Genomic DNA, 24,564 nt, shown 5'->3' on the forward strand with positions numbered 1-24,564 from the left:
CGGCGAGGCCGAGCATCGGGAATAGCCCTGATACGAACCCTGAAAACGATCCGGCGTGCGACCGGGTTCCATGCGGCTCCGACCGGCTGTGCCGGAACCGACGTCAGAGCTTGAGACGCTGCTCGACGACGTCGGCCAGGCCGTGCGCCACGACCTCGGCCTCGTCCAGCGTGGCCGCCTCGACCATGACCCGGACCAGCGGCTCGGTGCCGGACGGCCGGAGCAGGACGCGGCCAGTGTCGCCGAGCACGCTCTCCGCGCGGGTGACCGCCTCGACCACACCCTCGTCGTCGGCCGCCCGAGCCTTGTCCACACCCGGAACGTTGACGAGGACCTGTGGCATCCGGGTGACGACGGCTGCCAGGTCGGCCAGCGTGCGGCCGGTGGCGACGACCCGGGCGGCGAGGAGCAGCGAGGTGAGCACCCCGTCCCCGGTGGTGGCGTGCCGCGCGTTGATGATGTGACCGGACTGCTCCCCGCCGAGACCGTAACCGCCCGCGCGCATCGCCTCGAGCACGTACCGGTCCCCGACGGCCGTCTGCACGGTCTCGATGCCGGCCTCGCGCATGGCGAGGAGGAGCCCGAGGTTGGACATCACCGTGACCACGAGCGTGTCGGCGGCGAGTGTGCCGGCCTCCTTCATCGCGGTGGCGAGCAGACCCAGGATCTGGTCGCCGTCGACGAGCGCACCGGTGTGGTCCACGGCGATGCACCGGTCGGCGTCGCCGTCGTACGCGACGCCGAAGGCGGCGTCCGAGGCGACCGTGACGGCCTGGAGCTGCTCGGGGTGCGTGGAGCCGCACTTCTCGTTGATGTTCCGGCCGTCCGGCGAGGCGTTGATGACGACGACGTCCGCGCCGGCCTCACGCAGGGCCAGCGGGGCGATGTCCGACGCCGCGCCGTTCGCGCAGTCCAGCGCGATGCGCAGGCCCTGCAGCGGCTGGTCGGTCGCGGCGACGAGGTGGTCGATGTAGGTGCGGTCGGCGAAGGTGGAGTCCTCGGAGATCCGGCCGACGGCAGCACCGGTCGGGCGCTCCCACGTCGCTCCCAGCCCTGCCGCGATCTCGTCCTCGACGGCGTCGGGAAGCTTGAAGCCACCGCGTGCGAAGAACTTGATGCCGTTGTCCGGCATCGGGTTGTGCGACGCCGAGATCACCACGCCGAGGTCCACGTCGGTGCTCGCCGTCAGGTGCGCCACGCCCGGTGTGGGCAGCACACCGACGTCCGTGACGTCGACGCCGGCGCCGGCGAGGCCGGCGGCGATCGCCGAGGAGAGGAACTCCCCGGAGATGCGGGTGTCTCGTCCGACGACGGCGCGCGGTCGGCGCTCGGTGGTCTCCCGCCGCGCCACGAGCACCCGGGCGGCTGAAGCGCCGAGGTCGAGGGCGAGCTCCGCCGTGACATCACGGTTCGCGAGCCCGCGGACACCGTCGGTGCCGAACAGTCGTGCCATGTCTTCCTCTCCGTCCGCGGACCATCGTGCCATCCGGGAGGTCTCGACGCGGAAGAACTCGACGCTGCCGTCCTCACACTGCTTGACCTCAACATTGCTTGAGGTTAGAGAGTGGCTCCCGGGCCGGGACCGGCCCTCCGGCGGCGCCGGGGCAGCACGCACTCGAGGGAGCACATCACATGGACCAGCCGATCCTCGTCACCGGTGCCACCGGGCACACCGGACGTCACGTCGTCGCCGGCCTGCTGGCGGAGAACGTCCCGGTACGGGCGCTCGTCCGCGACCCGGCCTCGGCGGCCCTGCCCGCGGGCGTCGACGTCGTCGTGGGCGATCTCACCGACGCCGACGCGGTGGCCCGGGCGGCCGAGGGCACCGCCGCCGCCTACCTGCTGTGGCCGGGCTTCGACCCCACGGGAGCCGCTGCGACCATCGCCGCGCTGGCCGCCCGCACGCCCCGCATCGTCTACGTCTCCGCATCCGGGGCGCCGGAGGAGCCCGAGACCGTGTGGGGCCAGGTCGAGGCCGCCGTGCGCAGCTCGGCCCGCGAGTGGACGTTCCTGCGCGTCACCGGCCTGGCGACGAACACCCTCGGCTGGGCCGAGCAGGTGCGTTCCGGCGTCGTGCGCGGACCGTACGGCGGCGCGACCCGCTCGCTGGTCCACGAGCGCGACGTCGCCGCGACAGCCGTACGCGCGCTGCTGGACGACGGGCACGACGGCCACGCCTACGACGTCACCGGGCCCGAGGCACTCCCCCAGTCGGAGCAGGCACGCCTGATCGGCGAGGCCATCGGCCGGCCCGTGCGCTGGGAGGAGCAGCCCGAGGCCGAGGCCCGGGCCCAGCTGACCGTGGAGATGGGCGCGGACTTCGCAGAGGCCGGCATGGCGGCGTGGTCGGCCATGGTCGACGCGCCGGAGCCGGTCTCCTCCGACGTGGAGAAGGTGACGGGTCGCCGCGCGCTGACGTTCGCCGAGTGGGCACGCGAGCACGCCGACGACTTCTCAACCGCCTGAGACCGCTGAGACGCCGACGGCCCCGCACCGGATGGTGCGGGGCCGCCTCGCGTTCTTGCGTCCTTCGTCAGCGCTGTGCCGTCTGACGCGCTTCCTCACACTCCGGCTCCGGCGGGTCCTCGTACCTCGGACCCACACTCCGCCTCGCGTTCGTCAGCGCTGCGCCGTCTGACGCGCTTCCTCGGACTGGCCGTGGCCCGGCGCTCGTTCCTCGCGCCGGCCCACGTCTGCGTCCTTCGTCAGCGCTTGGAGTACTGCGGCGCCTTGCGGGCCTTCTTCAGGCCGGCCTTCTTGCGCTCGACCGCGCGGGCGTCGCGCGTGAGGAACCCGGCCTTCTTCAGGGCGGGACGGTTCGACTCGGCGTCGATCTCGTTCAGCGCCCGGGCGATGCCCAGACGCAGCGCGCCGGCCTGGCCGGAGATACCACCGCCGCTGATGCGGGCGATGACGTCGAACCGGCCCTCGATGTCCAGCAGCGTGAACGGGTCGTTCACGAGCTGCTGGTGCAGCTTGTTCGGGAAGTACTGCTCGAGCGGGCGACCGTTGATGGTCCACTGGCCGGAGCCCGGAACCAGCCGGACGCGCGCGACGGCTTCCTTGCGGCGTCCGAGCGCCTGGCCCGGCGCGGTCAGCGAGCTGCCCTGGCCGGCGGCCGGGGCGTCGGACTCGCTGGTGTAGCTGCTCGGGACGTTCTCGTCCTCGAGGTCGATCTCGGGAGTGGTCTCAGCCACAGTTCTCCTTCAGTCCTTGTCCGTGAGCCCTCGCCGCGGCGATTACTGGGCCACCTGCGTGATCTCGAAGGTCTGCGGCTGCTGTGCCTTGTGCGGGTGCTCCGCACCGGCGTAGACCTTCAGCTTGCGGAGCTGGGCGCGCCCCAGGGAGTTCTTGGGGAGCATGCCGCGAACAGCCTTCTCCACGGCGCGCTCCGGGAACTTCTCGAGGAGCTCGGCGTAGTTGGTGGCCTTCAGCCCGCCGGGGTAACCGGAGTGGCGGTACGCGATCTTCTTCTCGCGCTTGGACCCGGTGAGGGCGACCTTGTCAGCGTTGACGACGATGACGAAGTCCCCGTTGTCCACGTGCGGGGCGAAGGTCGGCTTGTGCTTCCCACGGAGCAGGGCCGCGACCTGGGTCGCGAGCCGGCCGAGGACGACGTCGGTAGCGTCGATGACGTACCAGTTCTTCGTGACGTCGCCGGGCTTCGGTGAATACGTGCGCACGGGCGTAGCCTTCGTTTCTTTCAGCGTCTCTCGGGGCAGCGATGGCTGCGCTGCGACCCATGGTCAGGTACTGCTGTTGCCGGCGTCGGCGCTCGAGAACCGGCGAGTGGGAGGCACCGGCGAGCGCACGCATGACGCACAACGCCTGACCAGACTACCGGCACGGCCCTCCTGCGGCAAAGAACCGCCGAGACACCGAGGAGGTGAGACCCGCCACGTCCGCGCTCAGCGCGCCCGCGCCGTGTCGTCCGCCCACACCGGCTCCGGCGTCTCGAGCACGCTCCCGTCCGCCCGGACCTGCAGGAACCTGTCGAAGGACCGCGTGAACCATCGATCGTGCGTCACCGCCAGCACGGTTCCCTCGAAGCCTGCCAGCGCCGCCTCCAGCGCCTCGGCGGAGTGCAGGTCGAGGTTGTCTGTCGGCTCGTCCAGCAGCAGGAGCGTGGCACCCGAGAGCTCGAGGAGCAGGATCTGGAAGCGGGCGGCCTGGCCGCCCGAGAGCGTCTCGACCCGCTGCTCGGCCGCCCGTGCCAGCTCGTACCGGTCGAGCATCCGGCCCGCCTGCTCGCGGCCGACGCCCGGCCGGGAGCCCTCGCCGCGGTGCAGGACCTCCAGCAGAGTCCGCCCGGCGAGGTCCGCGCGGACGTCGGTCTGCGAGAACCAGCCCGGCCGCACCCGCGCACCGAGCCGCGCCACCCCGGCGTGCGGCACCGCCTCGACCGCCCGGCCGTCGGCGGGCGCGTGCCCGCGCTCGGGATCGGTCCCGCCCGCGGCGAGCAGCCGGAGCAGGTGTGACTTGCCCGTACCGTTGGCGCCGAGCACGGCGACGCGCTCCCCGTACCAGACCTCGAGGTCGAACTCGCGGGTCAGCCCGTCCAGCGCCACACGCTCGCACACGACCGCCCGCTTGCCCGTGCGTCCGCCCCGCAGCCTCATCTCCACGTGCTGCTCGGCGGTGACCGCCTGCGGCGGCCCCGCCTCCTCGAAGCGGGCGAGCCTGGTGCGCGCGGCCTGCAACCGCGCCGCCATGTCGGAGTTGTACGACGCCTTCTGCTTGTACATCTGGACGAGCTGGCGCAGCTTGGCGTGCTCCTCGTCCCAGCGACGGCGCTGCTCGGCGAGGCGGCTCATGCGCTCGGCACGGGCGGCCGGAAACGTGCGGTAGGACCCGGTGTGCACCCAGGCCGTCGATCCCGCGGCCCCGGGCTCGAGGGAGGCGACGTGGGTCGCCGTGCGGGCGAGGAGCTCGCGGTCGTGGCTGACGTACAGGACACCCTTGGGCGTCTCGAGCAGCCGCTCCTCCAGCCAGCGCTTGGTCGGCACGTCGAGGGAGTTGTCCGGCTCGTCGAGGATGAGCAGCTCGGCCGGTGAGCGCAGCAGGGCACTGAGCACGATCCGCTTCGCCTCGCCGCCGGAGAGCGAGGTCACGGCACGATGCTGGGCACGGTCGTAGGGCTGGGCGAGCACGTCCTCGGTGATCTCGTCCCACTCGGCCTCGACGCCGTAGCCGCCGACCTCGGCCCAGTCGGCGAGCGCCTGGGCATACGCGAGCTGCGCGGCCGTGTCGTCCTCCGTCATGACGGCGAGCTCCGCGGCGGTCAGCCGCTCGGCGACCTCCCGCAGCCGGGTCGGCGCGTGCTCCACGAGCAGGTCCCGCACCGAGCCGTCGTCCTGGACGCGTCCCACGAGCTGGTCCATGAACGCGAGACTGCCCGAGCAGGTCACGCTGCCGCGGTGGGGCGCGAGGTCCCCGGTCACGATGCGCAGGAGCGTGGTCTTGCCCGCCCCGTTCGGTCCGACCAGAGCCACCCGGTCGCCCTCCGCGAGCCGCATGGACACGTCCGCCAGCAGGCCGCGACCGTCCGGGAGGTCGTAGCCGACGCCGGCGAGGTCGAGATGCGCCACGGTCTCACCATCGCGGTCGCCGCGCAGGGTGTCCACGGGATTCTCCCGCCTCACCGTGCGAGGGCGCGGGGCCGGTGCCACGCTGGCGTGCATGAGCACCGACCACACCGATCCGACGACAGCCGGCCCCGGCGAGGACCAGTACGTCCCGGACGAGTCCTGGCAGCCGGGTGAGGACGACGACATCGTGGACCGCCCCTCCGAGGACGTGCTCGACGAGGGCATCACCGCACCCGACGACGACCCGCTCGCGGGGATGGACCTGACCGAGTCGGGCCAGCGGGAGGGCGAGACCCACGACGACCGGCTGGCGCGCGAGGAGCCCGACGTCTGGGAGGACGAGCCCTCCTCCGACGACGACCCGGACGCCTCCCCCTACGCCGCGCCGGGCCCGGCCGGCGAACCCGCACCGGACGGCGCCACGGACACGGCCGCCGGCCGCGTCGTCGCCGAGCCGGACGACGACGACCCCTCCGACCTGCCGGGTGAGACCCAGGACGTCTACGCGACCGACGTCGGACGGGACGGGGCACGCTTCATGCCCGAGGAGGCGGCCATGGAGGTGACCGACGACGCGAGCGGCGACGTCGCGGTCGACGAGGGCACCTCCGTCTCGCCCGACGAAACCGAGTAAGCCCGGAGCGCCCCTGACCCCGGCGCGAGTCGACAATCCTGTGCCGAGTCAGCGGGAGGGGTGGGTCGGGCACGGCGGCCGGGCAGGATGGAGCCATGGCACGAGTGACGCAGCGCCGCCCGGTGCTTCGGCTGAGCCTGGACGGCGAGCCCCGGCAACGGGCGGACCGGGTCGCCGGTGAGGAGCCGCTGGAGATCCGCATCGGCGAGACGTCCTGGAGCGTCACGATGCGCACGCCGGGGGACGACTTCGAACTGGCCGCCGGCTTCCTCGTCTCGGAGGGCGTGCTGACTCGCCGCGACGACGTCGTGGAGATCGGTTACGGCCCGGGGGTGAACCCGGACGGCACCGCGAGCTACAACGTCGTGGACGTCCGGCTCGCGCCCGGCGTCCGCCCGCCGGACCCGGATCGTGCCCGCCAGGTGTACACCTCGAGCTCGTGCGGGATCTGCGGCACGGCCTCGATCGACGCGGTGCGCCAGACCTCTTCCTTCGACGTCGCAGCGGACCCGATGCGGGTCGCGCTCGGTGAGCTGCTCGCGCTGCCGGACCGGCTGCGCGCGGCCCAGCGGGTCTTCGACACGACCGGCGGGACGCACGCCGCCGGTCTGTTCACGATCGACGACGACGGTCGGGCCGAGCTGGTCTGTGTCCGCGAGGATGTCGGTCGCCACAACGCCGTCGACAAGGTCGTCGGCTGGGCGGTGCGCGAGGACCGGCTGCCGTTGTCCCGCACCGTCCTCCAGGTGAGCGGGCGGGCATCCTTCGAGCTCGTCCAGAAGGCGTGGATGGCGGGGATCCCGGCGCTGGCTGCGGTGAGCGCCCCGTCCTCGCTCGCGGTCGAGCTGGCCGCGGAGGCCGGGCTGCTGCTGGCCGGGTTCAGCCGGGGCCGGAGCCTCAACGTCTACGCGGGTGGCGAGCGCGTGCTCACGTCGGCCTAGCTCTCGTCCCCGAGGGTGCGCACACGACGGGCGGCGCGCGCCCGTGCCGCGAGATCCTCCAGGGGCGGGTAGGACACTTCCTCGAGGGTCAGGCCGTGTGCCGGGGCGACGGTGACCGCGGGGTCCCGCACCGCGGCGGCGAGGACCTCCGCAGGCCAGTCCGGGCCACGCCGCCCCTCCCCCACGGCGAGGCAGGCGCCGACGAGGGCCCGCACCATCGAGTGGCAGAACGCGTCTGCTCGCACCTCCGCGGCCACCAGGCCGGCGTCCGGCGCGAAGGGGGGGATCCTGCGCCACTGGAACTCCAGCAGCTCGCGGATCGTCGTCGCCCCCTCGCGCGGTTTGCAGTACGCGGCGAAGTCGTGCTCGCCCAGCAGGCCCCAGGTGGCCTCCTCCATGGCGGCGACGTCGAGCTCCCGATGGTGCCGGACCACCTCGCGGCGCCGGAGCGGGTCGGTGGCCTCCGGCCGGTCGCTGACCCGGTAGACGTACCGGCGCCACAAGGCTGAGAAGCGGGCGTCGAACGCGGGCGGGACCTCGGTGGCGCGGCGCACGACGACGTCGGCGGCGCCACGCGGCTCCTGCTCCCGCCCGAGCACACCCGCGAGCCGGCTGACCAAAGCCTCGGCAGGGCGGCGGTCGCTCCGGCCCACGACGGCGTCCCAGGCGGCGCGCGGCACGTCGAGGTGAGCCACCTGCCCGCGGGCGTGCACCCCGGCGTCGGTACGTCCGGCGACCGTCAGGCGGGCGGGCTGCGGTAGCCGGAGGACCGTGGTGAGGGCGTCCTCGAGCACACCCTGGACGGTGCGCAGACCTGGCTGGGCGGCCCAGCCGGAGAAGTCGGTGCCGTCGTAGGACAGGTCGAGCCGGACCCTGACGGATTCGTCCGGTGCGATCGTGGTCGTGCTCACGGGGTGCTCACGTGCCGGGCGGGGTGCGGCCCTCGTGGACGCTCCGGAGCTGACGCATGACCATGGGAATGAGCCTATCGGCCGCATCGGGGACCGGAGCCGGTGCGGGCGCCGCAGGCGGGCCCCTCACCCCACGGTTCACCAGATCTTCACCCCGATCCGCGGTTGCGCACGGAACCGGCCATGGCAAGGTGGGGAGTCCCGGGTCCGGCCTGGGCTCGGGTGTGTCCGTACACACAAGGAGGCTCGACGGTGAGCAACAAGGCAGTCAGCTACGCCGGTCCCGGCAAGGTCGAGGTCGTCGACATCCCGTACCCGGAGTTCGAGCTGAAGGACGGGCCGGGCGTCAACCCGGCGAACGTCGGGCGCAAGGTCGACCACGGCGTCATCCTCAAGGTGGTCTCCACGAACATCTGCGGCTCCGACCAGCACATGGTCCGCGGCCGGACCACGGCACCGGAAGGCCTGGTGCTCGGGCACGAGATCACCGGCGAGGTCGTCGAGGTCGGGCGCGACGTCGAGTTCATCAAGAAGGGCGACCTGGTCTCGGTCCCGTTCAACATCGCGTGCGGCCGGTGTCGCAACTGCAAGGAGCGCAAGACCGGCATCTGCCTGAACGTCAACCCCGACCGGCCCGGCTCGGCGTACGGCTACGTCGACATGGGCGGCTGGGTCGGAGGCCAGGCCGAGTACGTCCTGGTCCCCTACGCCGACTGGAACCTCCTGAAGTTCCCGGACAAGGACCAGGCCCTGGAGAAGATCCTCGACCTGACCATGCTCTCGGACATCTTCCCCACGGGTTTCCACGGCGCGGTCAGCGCCGGCGTGGGGGTCGGCTCCACCGTGTACGTGGCCGGAGCGGGGCCGGTGGGGCTCGCGGCCGCGACCTCGGCCCACCTCCTGGGCGCCGCCGTGGTCATCGTCGGTGACCTGGTCGAGGACAGGCTCGCCAAGGCCCGCAGCTTCGGCTGCGAGACCGTGGACGTCTCGAAAGGCGACCCGAAGGACCAGATCGAGCAGATCCTCGGCGTCCCCGAGGTCGACTGCGGCGTCGACGCCGTCGGCTTCGAGGCCCGCGGGCACGGGGACAACGCGCAGACCGAGGCACCGGCCACGGTGCTGAACTCGTTGATGGACATCACCATGGCCGGCGGCAGCCTCGGTATCCCCGGGCTGTACGTGACCGGTGACCCGGGTGCCGCGGAGCCCGCCGCACGTGAGGGCTCGCTGTCCCTGCGCTTCGGACTCGGCTTCGCCAAGTCCCACGTCTTCGTCACCGGGCAGTGCCCGGTGATGAAGTACCACCGCGGGCTGATGCAGGCGATCCTGCACGACAAGGTCAGCATCGCGAAGAACGTCAACGCGACGGCGGTGTCCCTGGACGAGGCCCCGAAGGCCTACGCGGACTTCGACGCCGGCGCGGCCAAGAAGTTCGTGCTCGACCCGCACGGGATGGTCAAGGCCGCCTGACCACGCGTGATGTGCCGAGGCGTGCCGTGCGCACGTCTCGGCACATCGACGCCGGCTCAGCCGCGGTACCGGACCGGCTCGCCCCGCTCCAGTCGCTCCCGCTGCGGTCCGACGGTGTACTTCGGATCCTTCGCGGAGTCCATCCCGGCCTGGAAGACACCGAACCGGGTGCACACCGACCCGGCGACGAGGGCCGCGCCCGACGCGACCGCGGCCACCCGGCTCCGGCCGGCCACCAGACTCAGCGCGGCCCCGGCGGCGGTCAGCGCCCGCGCCGCGCGCATGAGCTTCCCGCCCGTCCCGGTCCGGAGCGGCTCGGCGAGCATTCCGAGCCGGTGCTCCATGCGGTGCTCCGCGACCAGCTCGGCCACGGCGCCCCCCAGGGCGAGACGCCGTGCCGGGCCGGCCTGGGACATCGGCACGAGGGCGGTGGCGAGGCCTCCCGCGGCCGCCGCGGCCGAGCCGCAGAAGACGAACGGGAGCTCGCGGTAGGACTCGTGCCAGGTCGGTGCCGCCGTGTCCGACAGCAGGACGGCGGTGTATCCCGCCACGGGCGGTGCGGTGACCGCGGCGGCGATCCCCGCCGGGCGTCCGAGCGCGGCCAGCAGCCGGAAGGGCCCCCGCCGCAGCCCGAGCGCCGCGGAGGCCTCGGCCGCCGCGGCGATCCCGGCGGGCAGCCCGTAGCCGGACAGGATCCAGGTCCCGACGGACATCGGTGACGTCAGCTTCACGGTGCGCAGCATGTTGAGGAAGCGCGCGGGCCGGCCCAGGTCGTGGACCAGGGCAGCCATGGAGAAGCCCAGGGCGCCGAGCGAGGTCAGCCGCCCGACCCGGCGCAGCGCGGGCCGGCCCGTCAGGTCCGCGCCCGCGGCAAGCAGGGAGGACCCGGCGGCGAGCCCGCCGGCGAACATGTAGGCGGGGATGTCGTGCTCCCAGGGCGGTGCCTTGACCACCGGGCGGCCGTAGTACGACGCGCGCTCGGCATGCGTCCCGCCGGCGGGCCCCTTCCCGGAGGGCACGGTGCCGCTCACCGGCGACCTCCCAGGAACGCGGCCGCGGCGCCGGCCAGCAGGGCGAGTCCGGCGAGCCCGGCACGGTTGAACATGGCCGGCAGGTCCTTGGTCGTGACCACGGGGTCCGGCGGCAGGCCGTACACCTCGGGCTCGTCGAGGAGCAGGAAGAACGCGCCCGCTCCCCCGACGCCGTCGTCCGGGTCGTGGCCGTACAGCTGGGCGCGGTCCTCGCCGTCGGCGCGGACCTCCTCGAGGCGCCGCTCGGCTCGGGCACGCAGCTCCTCGACGTCGCCGAACTGGATGGAGTCGGTCGGGCACGCCTTCGCGCAGGCCGGCTCCATGCCGGCGCCGAGCCGGTCGTAGCACAGGGTGCACTTCTGGGCGATGCCGACGTTCCGCGTGCCCTCCGGGCCCCGGCGCCGCTCGATCACGCCGTAGGGGCACGCGGCCACGCAGTAGCCGCACCCGTTGCACACGTCGTCCTGGACGACGACCGTGCCGAACTCGGTCCGGAACAGGGCGCCGGTCGGGCAGACGTCGAGGCAGGCGGCGTGGGTGCAGTGCTTGCACACGTCGGAGGACATCAGCCAGCGGAAGTCTGGCTGCTCGTGCTCCGGCGCCCCGGTCGTCCGGCCCGCGGCCGCGAGCGCGTCGACCTGCTCATGCCCGCTGACCGGCGGGGGCTGGGACGGGCCCTGCGGAGCGGGGGCTGCGGCCGTGCCGGCCGTCCCGGACGGCGGACCCATGCCCGGCATCCCGAGGTCCGCGCGCCGGCCGGGCTGCTCGACGAAGGCGACGTGCCGCCACGTGCTCCCCCCGAGGGCCCCGGTGTTGTCGTAGGAGGACCCGAGCAGGTCGAAGCCGTCGTCGGGGATGAGGTTCCACTCCTTGCAGGCCACCTCGCAGGCCTTGCAGCCGATGCACACGGAGGTGTCGGTGAAGAACCCCTTGCGCGGCGGCGGGTCCTCGTACCCGGTCTCGCGGGCCGGGTCCACCGGCCCGAACAGCCTGTTGCTAGTCATCGGTCCCCTCGGTCCTGTCTCGCGCCCCCTCCGAGCCCTCCGGGCCGCCGGCGGAGCGTGCGGTGACGATCGGCGTCGCGTCGTCGTCCATGCCGGCCCGACGGCGATGCTCGGCCACGTAGGCCAGGAGCGCCGGCCCGCGCGGTCGCCGGCCCGGCCGGACGTCGCAGGTCCCGGCCTTGGTCTCCTGGATGAGCACGTTGGGCTCGAGGGAGATCCCGAAGAGGTCGTTGGCGGCGTCGCCGGTGACCAGTCCCCGCGCTCCCCAGTGGTAGGGCAGCCACACCTGGTGGACCTGCCGCCCGTCGATCCGCAGCGGCCGGAGTCGCTCGGTCACCATGACCCGTCCCTCGACGGCGGACCGGCCCGTGATCACGTGGCACCACCCCATGTGCTCCAGCCCGCGTTCCGCCGCCAGCTCGGGACTGACCTCGACGAACATCGCCGGCTGCAGCTCGGAGAGGTACGGCAGGAACCGGCTCATCCCGCCCGCCGTGTGGTGCTCGGTCAGCCGGGAGGTGGTGTACACGTACGGGAACACGTCCGAGCTGTCGGGTCCGGGGTTCAGCGGGTTGTCGTGGCGGCGGTACTCGATGCGGGTCGGGTTCGCCTGCTGCCCGTACAGGGGGTTGCGGACGTGGGACTCCACGGGCTCGTAGTGCGTCGGCATCGGCCCGTCCAGCAGGCCCTGGGGCACGAAGAGCGCGCCCTTGCCGTCGCCCTGCATGATGAACGCGTCGTCTCCCGCGAGCGCGGCGACGCCCTCTGCGTCCTCCGGCGGCCGGTAGCTCGGCGGCTTTGTCCGCTCGAAGTCGGGGACGTCGTGACCCGTCCAGGAGGCAGTCTCCTCGTCCCACCAGACGTACGCCTTGCGCGCGCTCCAGGGCCGCCCCTCCGGGTCCGCGGACGCGCGGTTGTACAGGATGCGCCGGTTCGCCGGCCAGGCCCAGCCCCACTCGGGCGCGACATAGGACTGTTCGGACCCGGGCCTGCGGCGGTTCGCCTGGTTCACGCCGTCGGCGTAGACACCGCAGTAGATCCAGCAGCCGCCGACCGTGGACCCGTCCGCCTTGAGCTCGGTGAAGCTGGACAGCGGCCGGCGGGTGGCGACGTCGTAGCCGTTGATCTCCTGCAGCACCGCCTGTGCGCTTGGCTCGTCGTGCCGCCCCTCCGTCGGGTAGTCCCAGGCCAGGTCGAGGACGGGCCGGTCCCGTTCGTCGCTGGACCCCGCCAGGCGCTCCTTCACGAGCCGGCCGAGGTGGTAGAAGAACCACAGCTCCGACCGGCGGTCGCCGATCGGGTCCACGGCCTTCTCCCGCCACTGCAGCAGGCGCTGGGTCTGGGTGAAGGTGCCCTCCTTCTCCACGTGGGACGCGGCCGGAAGCAGGAACACCTCCGTGCGGCACTCCTCGGGGACGATCTCGCCGGTGGCGATCTCCGGCGAGTCCTTCCAGAAGGTCGCGGACTCGATCTCCACGAGGTCGCGGACGACGAGCCAGTCGAGGTTGGCCATGCCGAGCCGCTGCGCGCGTCCGTGCGCGGAGCCCACGGCGGGGTTCTGGCCCAGCAGGAAGTAGCCCTTGACCTTGCCGTCGATCATGTCCAGGACGCTGCGGTAGGTCCCGTGGTCGCCGGTCAGGCGCGGCAGGTAGTCGTAGCAGTAGTCGTTCTCCGCCGTCGCGGCGTCCCCGAAGTAGGCCTTCAGGAGACTGACGGCGTACGCCGGCGCGTTCTCCCAGAAACCCTTCGCACCCGGGTGGCGCACGCTGTCCACCCAGGACGTGAGGTCGGGGTGAGCGTCCACCCGAGGCATCGGCAGGTAGCCGGGCAGCAGGTTGAACAGGGTGGGGATGTCGGTCGATCCCTGGATCGAGGCGTGGCCACGCAGGGCGAGGATGCCGCCGCCCGGGCGTCCCATGTTGCCCAGCAGCAGCTGGAGGATCGCGCCGGTGCGGATGTACTGGGCACCGACGCTGTGCTGGGTCCAGCCCACCGAGTACACGAGCGCCGTCGTGCGGTCCCGCCCGGAGTTCTCGACCCAGGCGCGGGCCACCTTCTCGAACTCCTCGCGCGGGACACCGCAGGTCGCCTCCACGAGCTCGGGCGTGTACCGGGCGAAGTGGCGTTTGAGGATCTGGTAGACGCAGCGCGGGTGCTGCAGCGTCTCGTCCCGCTGGGGCTCGCCCGAGACCTGCATCCCGTGGGTCTCGTGCTGCATCGGCGTGGCGGTGCCCCGCTCGCGGGCGGCCTCCTCCTCCCCGCTGCCCTCCTCCGACCGGCTGCCCGCGTACTGCCAGGAGCTCGTGTCGTACGTCCGGGTCTCGGGGTCGAAGCCCGAGAACAGCCCGTCGAGGTCCTCCGCGTCGGCGTAGGGCTCGTCCACGATCGAGGCGGCGTTCGTGTAGGCCAGGACGTACTCGCGGAAGTCCAGGTCGTTGCTGAGCACGTAGTTGACGATCGCCCCGAGGAAGACGATGTCGGTGCCCACCCGCAACGGCACGAACTGGTGCGCGAGCGCCGAGGTGCGCGTGAACCGTGGGTCGACGTGGATGATCCGGGCGCCGCGCCGCTTGGCCTCCATGACCCACTGGAAGCCCACCGGGTGGGCCTCGGCCATGTTCGAGCCCTGGATGATGATGCAGTCCGCGTTCGCGAGATCCTGCTGGAAACCGGTGGCGCCGCCCCGGCCGAAGCTGGTCCCCAGACCGGGGACCGTGGAGGAGTGTCAAATCCTCGCCTGGTTCTCGATCTGGATGGCGCCGAGCGCCGTGAAGAGCTTCTTGATGAGGTAGTTCTCCTCGTTGTCCAGCGTCGCGCCACCCAGGCTGGCTATGCCCATGTTCCGGCGCAGCGGGCGGCCCTCGTCGTCGGCGTCCTGCCACGTCTCGGCGCGGGTGGCGAGCACGCGGTCGGCGATCATCTCCATGGCCTGCGCGAGCGGGATCTCCTCCCACTCGGTGGCATAGGGCCGTCGGTACTTGACCGTGGTGAGCCGCTGCGGGTTGTTGACCAGGGAGGTGCTGGCCGAGCCCTTGGGGCACAACCGGCCGCGGGAGATCGGGCTGTCCGGGTCGCCCTCGATCTGCACGACTCGCTCGTCCTTGACGTAGACGCGCTGGCCGCAGCCGACGGCGCAGTACGGGCAGACGCTGCGCGCCACCCGGTCCGCGGTCTCGGTGCGGGCCACCTTCGCCTCGGTCCCCGGAGAGCGGACGGCGGGGCCCCGTCCGAGCGGATCCTTGCCGGTGAGCTGCCGCAGCACGGGCCAGCCGAGGAACGTCGAGCCCATCAGCGCACCTCGATCCTGCTCGGGCCCTCGGCCGGGAGGAGCTCGCCGATGACGGGGTGGCCCGGCAGCTCTCCTGCGACCAGCAGCCCTCCGGAGGTCTGCGCGTCGGCCAGCAGCAGCAGCTCGTCCTCCCCGACCGTGGCGTCGAGGTGCGGGCGGACCCAGTCGAGGTTCCGGCGGCTGCCGCCCGGCACGTACCCGTCGGCCAGCGCGGCGCGTGCACCCTCGACGTACGGGACGGCGGCGGCCTCGACGACGGCGCTGACGCCGCTCGCCCGGACGAGCTTGTACAGGTGGCCCAGCAGCCCGAACCCGGTGACGTCGGTGGCGCACCGCACGCCGGCGGCCAGCGCGGCGCGCGAGGCCTCCTCGTTCAGGGTGGTCATCACGACGACGGCCTCCTCGAACCGCTCCCCCGTCGCCTTGTGCCGGTTGTTGAGGACGCCGAGACCGAGCGGCTTGGTGAGCGTGAGCGGCACCCCCGGCCGGCCGGCGTCGTTGCGCAGCAGCCGGTCGGCGTCGCCGAGGCCCGTGACGGCCTGGCCGTACTTGGGCTCCGGGTCGTCGATGCTGTGTCCGCCACCGACCAGCACCCCCGCCGCCGCACACACCGCGGCGCCGCCGCGCAGGACCTCGGTCGCGAGCTCGAACGGCAGCGTGCCGCGTGGCCACGACAGCAGGTTGACCGCGACGAGGGGGCTGCCACCCATGGCGTAGACGTCGGAGAGGGCGTTCGTGGCCGCGATCCGCCCCCAGTCGTACGGGTCGTCGACCACAGGCGTGAAGAAGTCGGCGGTGGCGATCACGGCCCGTGAGCCGTCGATCCGGACGGCGGCGGCGTCGTCGCCGGCCTCGACGCCGACGAGCATGTTCTCGGCGACCTCGCCGACCGGCCCCGGCAGCGACGCGACGATCTGCTCCAACTCGCCGGGCGGCACCTTGCACGCGCATCCCCCGCCTGCTGCGTGCTGCGTCAGCCGCACCGGCGAGGTGAGTGTCACAGGCGTCACACTAGTGGCGGTCCCCGGGCCTTGGCATCAGGAGATGTCGCCAGGTGGAACACCGCCCGGACCTGGGCCGGTGCGGCGGTGCCGGCGCTAGGGTGAGTCGCGGAGGCGTACCTCGTCTGGTGACGGGCGCGGTCTTCAAAACCGTTGTGGCCGGGTATCCCGGCCAGGCGGGTTCGATTCCCGTCCGCCTCCGCCATCGTTCACCGTCGAGGAGACGCAACGTTGCCCGATCCCCGCCGCGCGGTGCCCCGGACCGACCGGGTGCTGGCCGACGACCGTCTCGTGCGGGCACGCGGCCGCCTGGGCGACCGGCTCGTGCGTGACGCCGTCCGGACCGCGCAGGAGGCCTGCCGGGCCGGCACCGTCTCGCCGGAGGACGTGGCCGGGCTGGCGGTCGCGTCGCTGCCGTCGGCCGCCACGTCGCTGCGGACCGTGCTGAACGCCACGGGCGTCCTCGTCCACACCAACCTCGGCCGCGCCCCGCTCTCCCGGGCGGCAGTCGAGGCCGCGGCACTGGCGGCGGGCCCCACCGACGTGGAGCTCGACCTGGCGACCGGTCGGCGCGGCCGGCGCGGGGCGGGCGCCCTGGACGCGCTGGCGGCGGCCGTGCCCGACGCCGGCGGTGTGCACGTGGTCAACAACGGGGCCGCGGCGCTCACGCTCGCCGCGCTGGCCCTGGCGGCCGGCCGCAGCGTGGTGCTCGCCCGCGGCGAGATGGTCGAGATCGGGGACGGCTTCCGGGTCCCGGAGCTGCTGACCTCCGTCGGCGTCGAGCTGCGGGAGGTCGGGACCACGAACCGGGTCCGCCTCGAGGACTACGCCGACGCCGTCGACGAGGACACGGCCTTCGTCCTGAAGGTCCACCCGTCCAACTTCCGGGTCAGCGGCTTCGTCTCCTCGGTCGACGTCGCGGATCTCGCGACCCTGCCGGTGCCGGTGGTCGCCGACATCGGTTCAGGGCTCCTGGCGCCGCACCCCCTGCTCCCCGAGGAGCCCGACGCCGCCACCGCGCTGCGGGCCGGCGCGGACCTCGTCACCGCGTCCGGCGACAAGCTCCTCGGCGGGCCGCAGGCCGGGCTGCTGCTCGGCGACGGGGCGCTCGTCCACCGGCTCCGTCGCCACCCGGCCGCCCGCGCGCTGCGCGTGGACAAGCTCACCCTCGCGGCCCTGGAGGCCACGCTCGTCGGCCCCACCCCGCCGGTTCCCGCCATGCTCGCGGCGGACGCGACAGACCTCCGGCGACGGGCGGAGTCGCTCGCGGACACGCTCGGCACCGACCTCGGCGACGACGTGGCCGCGGTCGACTCGACCGCCGCGGTCGGCGGTGGCGGCGCACCCGGCGTCGAGCTGGCCAGCGCGGCGGTGGCCGTGCCGGCCCGCCTGGCCGAGCCACTGCGTCGGGGTGAGCCGGCCGTCGTCGGCCGGGTCACCGACGGGCGGCTGCTGCTCGACCTGCGCACCGTCCCGCCGCGGGACGACGCACGGCTCGTGGAGGCGGTGCGCCGGGCCGCCGCCGGCCCGCCGTCCACGGGGTCCTGAGGTGCACGTCGTCGCCACCGCCGGTCACGTCGACCACGGCAAGTCCACGCTGGTGCGGGCTCTCACCGGCACTGACCCGGACCGGCTGCCCGAGGAGCACCGCCGCGGCCTGACCATCGAGCTCGGCTTCTGCTGGACCCGGACCGCCGACGGCGAGGAGGTCGCCTTCGTCGACGTCCCGGGCCATGAACGGTTCCTGCCCACGGCACTCGCCGGCATGGGCCCCGTCCCCGTGGTCCTCCTCGTCGTGGCGTCCGACGAGTCCTGGATGCCGCAGACGGCCGAGCACGTGGCGGCCCTCGACGCGCTCGGCGTGCGGCACGGGGTCGTCGCCGTCACCCGCTCCGACCTGGCCGACCCCGGCCCTGCCGGCGAGCGCGCCCACGCCGAGCTGCGCACGACGTCGCTCGCCGATGCCCCGGTGGTCGCCGTCAGCTCGCGCACCGGGAGCGGGCTGGTGGAGCTGCGCCGGGCGCTCGAACGGGTGCTCGCGGACGTGCCGGCTCCCGACCCGGACGCCGAGGTGCGCCTGTGGGTGGACCGGCGCTTCACCGTCCGCGGCGTCGGCACGGTCGTGACCGGGACGCTGCCTGCCGGGCGCCTCGCCCCCGGTGACCGGCTGGAGGTCGCCGGCGCCCCGGGTGTCGTGGTCCGGGTCCGGGGCCTGCAGTCCCTCGGCCGGGACGTCCCGGAGGCCCGGGGGGTGGCCCGGGTCGCCCTCAACCTGGTGGGTGACGTCGAGGCGGTGGCACGCGGCAGTGCACTGGTGGCGCCGGACGCATGGCCGGCCCCGGAGGTCCTCGACGTCCGGTTGCGCGGTGTGCTCGGACCCGCGGTCCCGCCGGACCGGCCCGTGCTGCACGTCGGCTCCACCGCCGTCGCGGTCCACCACCGTCCGCTCGGGGAGGACGCCGGCGGGACCCGGCTCGCCCGCCTCTCCCTCGACCGGCGGCTCCCCCTGCGGATCGGCGACCGCGCACTCCTGCGCGACCCGGGCGACCGGGCCCTGTGGGGAGTCCACGTGCTCGATCCGATGCCGCCCCCACTCGGTCGCCGCGGCGCCGCCGCACGCCGCGCCGCCCAGCTGCGCGAGGTGGACGGCCCGGACGCTGCCGGCGAGCTGCGCCGCCGGGAGGTCGCGGACCTGGGCCTGCTGCGGCGCATCGGGGCTCCTGTGGGGCCCGGCACCGTGCCGGGCGCCGTGGTGGCCGGCGGCGTGGCGGTCTCCGGTGAGCGTGCCGCCCGCGCGGCCGACGCCGCGTTGCGTCTCGTGCGCGAGCACGACGCCGCCGACCCGCTCGAGCCCGGCCTCCCCGTGCCGGCGCTCGCGGACCGGCTCGGGCTGCCGGAGGCGGCGGTCCCCCACGTTCTCGCCCCGCCGCTGCGGGTCGACGAGGGCCGGGTGCGTCTCGAGGCGACGAGCGCGCTGCCCGAGGAGGTCGAGCGCGCCGTCGCGAGCCTCGGGCTGCGCGACTTCTCGGCGCCGACCGCCGACCGTCTCCGCGAGGCCGGCCTCGACGAGCGCGCCCTCGCCGCTGCCGCCCGCGCGGGCCGGCTGCTGCGTCCCGCGCCCGGGATCGTGCTCCCTCCGGACGCCGCGGACCGGGCAGTGCGCGTGCTGGCGGGCCTGCCGCAGCCGTTCACCACCAGCGAGGCGCGGACGGCCCTGGCGACGACCCGGCGGGTGGTCCTGCCCCTCCTGGACCACCTCGATCGGGCAGGGATGACCCGGCGGCTCCCGGACGACCGCCGCGAGATGGTCGCCCACCGCCGGGACGGTGCCTGAGACCGGCGAGCACGCCTGCCGGAGCCCGCGCCCGCGGTGCGGGGCGTCGTCCGGCCGGTAGTCTCGCCAGGATGGAGGCTCGGAGGCTGACCAGCGCAGACGCGGACGCCACATCCGGGACCGTGCGATGAACGAGCGGATCCCGGACGGGGAGGACGGGGACGGCCGCGGCCGGACGCTCGCGGTCGACTGTGGCGGGGGCGGCATCAAGGCCTCGGTGCTGGACGCCGCCGGCACGATGCACGCCCAGCCGGTGCGGACCGCGACGCACTACCCGCTTCCGCCGTCCCGCCTGGTCAACACGATCACCTCCCTCGCGGAGCAGCTCCCCCCGGCGGACCGCGCGACCGTCGGCATGCCGGGCATGCTGCGGCACGGCGTGGTCATCCACACCCCGCACTACATCACCCGGTCCGGCCCACGGACGCGTGTGCTGCCGGAGCTGGAGCTGCACTGGTCGGGCTTCGACATGAAGAGTGCCCTCGAGGAGGCGCTCGGGGTCCCCGTGCTCGTCCTGAACGATGCCGAGGTGCACGGCGCCGGCGCCATCACCGGCGCCGGGCTGGAGATGATCGTGACCCTGGGCACCGGGCTCGGCAACGCCGTCTTCGACGGGGGCGTCCTCGCCCCGCACGTCGAGCTCAGTCAGGGTCCGGTCAAGTGGGGGCTGACGTACGACGACTACATCGGCGAGCACGAGCGGTTGCGGCTCGGCGACGCGATGTGGTCCCGCCGGGTCCGGGCCATCGTGGAGGCGCTGCGGCCGATGTACTGGTGGGACCGGCTCTACCTCGGGGGCGGGAACTCCCGCCGGATCACCCCGCAGGCGCTCTCCCGGCTCGGCGACGACGTGGTCATCGTGCCGAACTCGGCCGGCATCATCGGCGGCGTCCGCGCGTGGGACCTGCGGATCCGGTAGCCCGCGGCCCGGTCTCGTCGGCACCCGGTCACGTCAGCTGCGCCGGAACCCGCCCTCCGTGTTGAGCACCTGACCGACCATCCATCGACCCTCGTCGCTGACGAGCCACGCGATCAGACGTGCCGGGTCGTCGGGCCGGCCGACCCGGCCGGTCGGGAACCGTGACTCGATGTCATCGAGCACCTCGTCCGGCAGCCACACCCCGCGCCCGAGGTACCCGGTGTCGACAGGGCCGGGATTGACAGTGTTGAGGATGATGCCGCGGTCGATGAGCTCGTCGGCGACGGTGGCCGTCAGACCGGCCAGGGCCGCCTTGGAGGCGCCGTAGGCGATCTCACCGCGCAGCGGGCCGAGCTGCTGACCGGAGGTCATCCAGATGACCCGGCCGCCCTTGCGTCCGTCGTGGCGGCGGGCGAAGGCCTGCGTGAGCAGGAGGGTGGCGCGGGTGTTGACGTGCCAGTGTCCGTCGAGCTGGTCGGCGTCGATCTCGGCGAGCGGGCCGTCGCCGCCGGACCTGGCGTGGTTGCACACGAGGATGTCGAGGTGCCCGCTCCACGCGGCCGCCTCCTCGATCACGCGGGCCGGCTCCTCGGGATCGGCGAGGTCGGCTGCGACGTCGTGCAGCGACGCCCCCTCGGAGAGGTGCTCGCCGAGCGCGGCGCGGACCGCGGCGAGATCGTCCCGACCCCACGGCTGTTCGTCGTCGTGCGGCGCGTGGTGGTGGAGCACGATGCTGGCTCCCATCCGGGCGAGCCGCGCGGCGACGGCGAACCCGATGCCCGCACGGCGTCCGGCACCCGTGACGAGCGCGGTCCGGCCGGACAGCGTCGATGTGCTCATCGGACCATCGTCGCAGCGGACCTGCTGAGGCTTCCCGCGATGTCCAGCAGCGCGCGGTTGAACGCCACCGGATGCGTCAGTGAGACCAGGTGCGTCGCCCGGGGGATCAGGACGAGGCGGCCGTCGCGTGCCGCCCGCAGGAACCGCCGCTCGTGGATCCGGAAGTGGTCGCGGCTGCCGTTGACGAACCAGACGGGGACGCCGATCGCGCGGATGTCCCGCTCGGTGTCCACCCCTGCCATCGCGGTCAGTCCCGGCACCATGACCTCGACGGCGACGCCGCCTGCCGTGAGGTCGACGTACCCCTCCGGCGGGAGGAGGCGGCGCGAGAGGGTGTCACTGAGGCGGGCACCGCCGTCGGGCAGCCGCGCGATGACCTCCGCCGTCCGGCGGTACAGGGCCAGGCCGACACCGCGGGGCTGGGTGCAGCAGGAGGCGGCGAGCACCCCGGCGGGCCTGGAGCTCGGCCGGGCCGCCCAGTGCAGGGTGAGGTAGCCGCCGAGCGAGATGCCGGCCACCAGGACAGGACCGTGGTCGGAGAGCTCCTCGGCGGCCCGGTCGATGACCTCCATCGCCGCGTCGACCGTGAAGTCCGTGCCGCGGCGGGTCCCGTGCCCGGGCAGGTCCGGCGCCAGGGCGGGGATGCCGGCCCGCCCCAGGGCTGCCATCTGCTGCCGCCAGATCGTCGACGCCCCGCGGATGCCGTGGACGAGGACGACGGCGCCGGACATGCGCTCAAGGGTACGTGCCGTCAGCGGCCCAGGTTCTGGAACTGCCGGACCGCCAGCGGGAGGAAGATCGCCATGATCACCGCCGGCCAGACGAGGGCGCCGCCGATCGCGTGCTCGGCGATCCAGTAGCCGCCGGCCGCGGCATCCACCCCCGGGGTGTGGAAGAGCTCGCGGATCGCGCCTGCGGTCGAGGAGACCGGGTTCCAGGCGGCCACGGCCCCCAGCCACCCGGGCATCATCTCCGGCGGGGCGAACACGGAGGAGATGAAGCCGAACGGGAAGGCGACGGCGAACAGGCTGCCCGCGGCCTCGGTGTTCTTCAGCAGCAGACCGAGGTAGATGCCGATGAAGATCAGCGCCAGACGCAGCCAGAGCAGGAGGGCGAACGCGGCGAGCGTCTCGGCCAGGGTGCCACCGGGGCGCCAGCCCACGACCAGGGCGATCGCGACGATCACCGCGAGGTCGAGCACGGCCTGGATGATGTCGGCCAGGCCCCGGCCGGTGACGACGGCGGAGGAGGACATCGGCATGGACCGGAACCGGTCCATGAAGCCCTTCTCCTTGTTGAGAGTCACCGCGAACGCGGTGTTCATGAACCCGAACGCCACGGTCATGGCGAACATGCCGGGCATGGCGTAGTCGATGTACCCCACGCCGGCGCCCATGCCGGTCACGTCCATGGCGCTGCCGAAGACGTAGACGAACATCAGCACCATGACCACGGGCATCCCGAGCTGCCAGGCGAAGGTGGACGGTTGACGCAGCAGGTGCGTGAACTCCTGGAGCACGATGGTCCAGCAGTCGCGGGCGGCCCATCGCATGCGGCTGACCAGGGTGTCGTCGTGCGGCTGTGCCAGTGCGGCGGTGGTCATCGGGTCTCCTCGGGCACGGCGGATGCTGGTGCGGCGGCAGGCGTCGGCGCCGATGTGGACGGGGGCGCCGGCTCCGGGCGTTGCCCGGTGAGCTGCAGGAAGGCCTCGTCGAGCGTGGGGCGCCGCAGCCCGATGTCGGCCACGTCCAGTCCCGAGGACCGCAGCTCGGCGGCGACCTCGGTCAGGGCACGGACGCCGTCGGGAACCGGCGCGCCGACCGTGCTCGCGGTCTCGTCCACGATCGGGTCGGCCGTGGCCACCCCCGTCACGAGCCGGGCGACCGCGCCGAGATCGGCGGGGTCCGCGACGACGATCTCGAGGCGCTCGTCCCCGATGCGGCGCTTGAGACCGGCGGGCGTGTCCTCGACGAAGTTCCGGCCGTGGTCGATGACGCTGATCCGGTCGCAGAGCTGGTCGGCCTCGTCGAGGTAGTGGGTGGTGAGCAGGACCGTGGTGCCGGCGGCGGCGAGCTCCCGGATGGCCTGCCAGACCTCGCGACGGCCGGCGGGGTCCAGGCCGGTGGTCGGCTCGTCGAGGAAGAGCACGGCAGGGGCGAGGATCATGCTGGCCGCGAGGTCGAGCCGGCGCCGCATGCCGCCGGAGAACGTCTTCGGCGCACGGTCGGCGGCGTCGGCGAGGCTGAACTGCTCGAGGAGCTCGTCGGCACGGCGCCGCGCAGCGGCCTTGTCGAGCCGGAACAGCCGGCCGAACATCGTGAGGTTCTGCCGCGCGGTGAGCAGGTCGTCGACGGTGGTCTGCTGGCCGGTCAGGCCGATGACCCGGCGCACATGGCGTGGGGCGGCGGCGACGTCGTGCCCGACGACGTGGGCGCGGCCCCCGTCTGGCCGGGTGAGCGTGGTGAGGATACGGACCGTCGTGGTCTTGCCCGCGCCGTTCGGGCCGAGCAGTCCGTGGACGGTGCCGCGGGGGACGGCGAGGTCGACGCCGTCGAGGGCGAGCTTGTCGCCGTATCGCTTGGTGAGCCCTTCAGCCTCGACGGCGAGCCCGGACGGGGTGGGGGGCACGGGAACCTCCTGGGTACGGTGTACGCACCAATCTAGCGCACACTGTACGCAGTAGGCAAGTAGCATGTGCCTGATGAGTGAGGGGAACGAGCAACCGCATCCCGGCCGCACCGTCGTGGACGCGGCGCGGCGCGGGCTTGCGCAGGACGGCGGCGAGCAGTCGGAAGCGGGCTCCCGCGAGCAGGAACGGGTCACGCGCAGTCTCGAGCTGCTGTGGTACGGGTTGCCCCAGCTGTCCAAGGGGCCGCGGCGAACGCTGACGCTCGAGCGGATCGTCGAGACCGCCATCACGATCGCGGACGCCGAAGGGCTGGACGCGCTGTCCATGCGCCGGCTCGCGCGCGACCTCGACGTGGGCACCATGTCGCTCTACCGGTACGTCCCCGACAAGGCAGTGCTGCTCGACCTCATGCTCGACCGACTCAGCGAGCCTGGCGCCGCCCGGACGGACTTCGCGGGCAAGCACTGGCGCGAGGTCCTGGAGCTGAACGCGATCGGGACACGCGAGCTGTATCTCGCCCATCCCTGGCTGATGCAGGTGAACTGGACACGGCCGGTGCTCGGCCCGAGCAGCATCGCCGGGCTGGATCTGGTCATGTCCTACCTGGCCGACCTGCCGATGAGCGACCAGGAGCGGATGATGATCGTCTCCACCGTCGACGGGTACGTCACCGGTGCGGCGCGTCAGGAGATCCAGTACAACGCCACCGCGGCGGAGGCGGGGCTGAGCGACGAGGAGTTCTGGTCCGCGCAGCTGCCCTTCCTCGAGCGAGCGATGAACTCCGGCGACTATCCGACGATGGCCGAGATGTCCGAGGACACCTTCGACGTCGGGTGGGAGCAGTCGTTCCGGTTCGGGCTGGAGTTGCTGCTGGACGGCTTGGAGCGCGAGATCGAGCGCCGCCGCGACTGATCCTGTCCCCGCGCACGCCCGCGAACGCCGGCCGCCGCGTCCCTGGCAGGCGCCGAGCTCC

General features: G+C 73.4%; 21 protein-coding genes and 1 tRNA gene. 9 read left to right on the forward strand and 13 right to left on the reverse strand.

Features of this window, described 5'->3' with window-relative positions:
* Positions 1 to 103 precede the first annotated feature (103 nt).
* Positions 104 to 1,453: a phosphoglucosamine mutase gene (glmM, locus tag ACFQQL_RS15655; RefSeq protein WP_382396058.1), complete on the reverse strand. Its 1,350-nt coding sequence runs from the start codon at positions 1,451 to 1,453 to the stop codon at positions 104 to 106.
* 179 nt (positions 1,454 to 1,632) lie between these two features.
* Here glmM and ACFQQL_RS15660 point away from each other — a divergent pair, with 179 nt between their 5' ends.
* Positions 1,633 to 2,466: an SDR family oxidoreductase gene (locus ACFQQL_RS15660; protein ID WP_382396060.1), complete on the forward strand. Its 834-nt coding sequence runs from the start codon at positions 1,633 to 1,635 to the stop codon at positions 2,464 to 2,466.
* Between the two features lie 239 nt (positions 2,467 to 2,705).
* On the opposite strand, the gene rpsI is transcribed toward ACFQQL_RS15660, so the two are convergent.
* The 3 genes from rpsI to ACFQQL_RS15675 all read right to left on the reverse strand — a co-directional run bounded on the left by rpsI (position 2,706) and on the right by ACFQQL_RS15675 (position 5,588).
* Positions 2,706 to 3,197 carry a 30S ribosomal protein S9 gene (gene rpsI, locus ACFQQL_RS15665; RefSeq protein ID WP_382396062.1) on the reverse strand — a complete coding sequence of 164 codons (492 nt, stop codon included), beginning with the start codon at positions 3,195 to 3,197 and terminating at the stop codon, positions 2,706 to 2,708.
* 42 nt (positions 3,198 to 3,239) lie between these two features.
* Entirely contained in the window at positions 3,240 to 3,683 is a 444-nt protein-coding gene (gene rplM / locus ACFQQL_RS15670; protein ID WP_382396064.1) for a 50S ribosomal protein L13, read from the reverse strand.
* 225 nt (positions 3,684 to 3,908) lie between these two features.
* Positions 3,909 to 5,588, reverse strand: a complete 1,680-nt coding sequence (locus ACFQQL_RS15675) for an ATP-binding cassette domain-containing protein (RefSeq protein WP_382396157.1) — start codon at positions 5,586 to 5,588, stop codon at positions 3,909 to 3,911.
* 91 nt (positions 5,589 to 5,679) lie between these two features.
* Between ACFQQL_RS15675 and ACFQQL_RS15680 the strand changes: the two genes are divergently transcribed.
* Positions 5,680 to 6,222 carry a DUF5709 domain-containing protein gene (locus tag ACFQQL_RS15680; protein ID WP_382396066.1) on the forward strand — a complete coding sequence of 181 codons (543 nt, stop codon included), beginning with the start codon at positions 5,680 to 5,682 and terminating at the stop codon, positions 6,220 to 6,222.
* A 95-nt stretch (positions 6,223 to 6,317) separates the two neighbouring features.
* Complete coding sequence (fdhD, locus tag ACFQQL_RS15685; protein ID WP_382396068.1) at positions 6,318 to 7,163, forward strand: formate dehydrogenase accessory sulfurtransferase FdhD; 846 nt, start codon at positions 6,318 to 6,320, stop codon at positions 7,161 to 7,163.
* Here the strand turns inward: fdhD and truA are convergent.
* Positions 7,160 to 8,074 carry a tRNA pseudouridine(38-40) synthase TruA gene (truA, locus tag ACFQQL_RS15690; RefSeq protein ID WP_382396070.1) on the reverse strand — a complete coding sequence of 305 codons (915 nt, stop codon included), beginning with the start codon at positions 8,072 to 8,074 and terminating at the stop codon, positions 7,160 to 7,162. The two genes, fdhD and truA, sit on opposite strands and share 4 nt — an antisense overlap.
* Positions 8,075 to 8,326: 252 nt before the next feature.
* Between truA and fdhA the strand changes: the two genes are divergently transcribed.
* Positions 8,327 to 9,544, forward strand: coding sequence for a formaldehyde dehydrogenase, glutathione-independent (gene fdhA, locus ACFQQL_RS15695; protein ID WP_382396072.1), 1,218 nt, complete (start codon positions 8,327 to 8,329; stop codon positions 9,542 to 9,544).
* 56 nt (positions 9,545 to 9,600) lie between these two features.
* Here the strand turns inward: fdhA and nrfD are convergent, their stop codons facing one another.
* From nrfD to selD, 4 genes are read right to left on the reverse strand one after another with little or no spacing between them, the layout of a single operon-like run.
* On the reverse strand, positions 9,601 to 10,575 hold the full coding sequence (gene nrfD / locus ACFQQL_RS15700; protein ID WP_382396074.1) for an NrfD/PsrC family molybdoenzyme membrane anchor subunit: 975 nt from the start codon (positions 10,573 to 10,575) through the stop codon (positions 9,601 to 9,603).
* On the reverse strand, positions 10,572 to 11,579 hold the full coding sequence (locus ACFQQL_RS15705; RefSeq protein WP_382396076.1) for a 4Fe-4S dicluster domain-containing protein: 1,008 nt from the start codon (positions 11,577 to 11,579) through the stop codon (positions 10,572 to 10,574). Before ACFQQL_RS15705 ends, nrfD begins: the two co-directional genes overlap by 4 nt.
* Positions 11,572 to 14,868 (reverse strand): formate dehydrogenase, encoded by a 3,297-nt coding sequence (gene fdh / locus ACFQQL_RS15710; RefSeq protein ID WP_382396078.1) that lies wholly within the window; start codon positions 14,866 to 14,868, stop codon positions 11,572 to 11,574. The genes ACFQQL_RS15705 and fdh overlap by 8 nt, the downstream gene beginning before the upstream one ends.
* Entirely contained in the window at positions 14,868 to 15,869 is a 1,002-nt protein-coding gene (gene selD / locus ACFQQL_RS15715; RefSeq protein ID WP_382396080.1) for a selenide, water dikinase SelD, read from the reverse strand. Before selD ends, fdh begins: the two co-directional genes overlap by 1 nt.
* 110 nt (positions 15,870 to 15,979) lie before the next feature.
* Here selD and ACFQQL_RS15720 point away from each other — a divergent pair.
* The 4 genes from ACFQQL_RS15720 to ACFQQL_RS15735 all read left to right on the forward strand — a co-directional run bounded on the left by ACFQQL_RS15720 (position 15,980) and on the right by ACFQQL_RS15735 (position 20,122).
* Positions 15,980 to 16,074 (forward strand) — tRNA-Sec (locus tag ACFQQL_RS15720).
* Positions 16,075 to 16,100: 26 nt separating this feature from the next.
* Positions 16,101 to 17,417 carry an L-seryl-tRNA(Sec) selenium transferase gene (gene selA / locus ACFQQL_RS15725; RefSeq protein WP_382396082.1) on the forward strand — a complete coding sequence of 439 codons (1,317 nt, stop codon included), beginning with the start codon at positions 16,101 to 16,103 and terminating at the stop codon, positions 17,415 to 17,417.
* Position 17,418: 1 nt separating this feature from the next.
* Entirely contained in the window at positions 17,419 to 19,203 is a 1,785-nt protein-coding gene (locus ACFQQL_RS15730; RefSeq protein WP_382396084.1) for a SelB domain-containing protein, read from the forward strand.
* Between the two features lie 127 nt (positions 19,204 to 19,330).
* On the forward strand, positions 19,331 to 20,122 hold the full coding sequence (locus tag ACFQQL_RS15735; protein ID WP_382396086.1) for an ROK family protein: 792 nt from the start codon (positions 19,331 to 19,333) through the stop codon (positions 20,120 to 20,122).
* Between the two features lie 33 nt (positions 20,123 to 20,155).
* Here ACFQQL_RS15735 and ACFQQL_RS15740 read toward each other — a convergent pair whose 3' ends face one another.
* Genes ACFQQL_RS15740 through ACFQQL_RS15755 form a run of 4 tightly spaced genes read right to left on the reverse strand, consistent with a single transcriptional unit; the run spans position 20,156 to position 23,590 of the window.
* The gene (locus ACFQQL_RS15740) at positions 20,156 to 20,962 is read right to left on the reverse strand and encodes an SDR family oxidoreductase (protein ID WP_382396088.1); all 807 of its coding nucleotides are present in this window, start codon (positions 20,960 to 20,962) and stop codon (positions 20,156 to 20,158) included.
* Positions 20,959 to 21,693 (reverse strand): alpha/beta fold hydrolase, encoded by a 735-nt coding sequence (locus ACFQQL_RS15745; protein WP_382396090.1) that lies wholly within the window; start codon positions 21,691 to 21,693, stop codon positions 20,959 to 20,961. Before ACFQQL_RS15745 ends, ACFQQL_RS15740 begins: the two co-directional genes overlap by 4 nt.
* Positions 21,694 to 21,713: 20 nt before the next feature.
* Positions 21,714 to 22,565: an ABC transporter permease gene (locus tag ACFQQL_RS15750; RefSeq protein WP_382396092.1), complete on the reverse strand. Its 852-nt coding sequence runs from the start codon at positions 22,563 to 22,565 to the stop codon at positions 21,714 to 21,716.
* Complete coding sequence (locus tag ACFQQL_RS15755; protein WP_382396094.1) at positions 22,562 to 23,590, reverse strand: ATP-binding cassette domain-containing protein; 1,029 nt, start codon at positions 23,588 to 23,590, stop codon at positions 22,562 to 22,564. Before ACFQQL_RS15755 ends, ACFQQL_RS15750 begins: the two co-directional genes overlap by 4 nt.
* A 73-nt stretch (positions 23,591 to 23,663) precedes the next feature.
* Between ACFQQL_RS15755 and ACFQQL_RS15760 the strand changes: the two genes are divergently transcribed.
* Positions 23,664 to 24,503 (forward strand): TetR/AcrR family transcriptional regulator, encoded by an 840-nt coding sequence (locus ACFQQL_RS15760; RefSeq protein ID WP_382396096.1) that lies wholly within the window; start codon positions 23,664 to 23,666, stop codon positions 24,501 to 24,503.
* The last annotated feature ends 61 nt before the right edge of the window (positions 24,504 to 24,564 follow it).

The organism is Georgenia alba, from assembly GCF_042665525.1.
Taxonomy (GTDB): domain Bacteria; phylum Actinomycetota; class Actinomycetes; order Actinomycetales; family Actinomycetaceae; genus Allobogoriella; species Allobogoriella alba.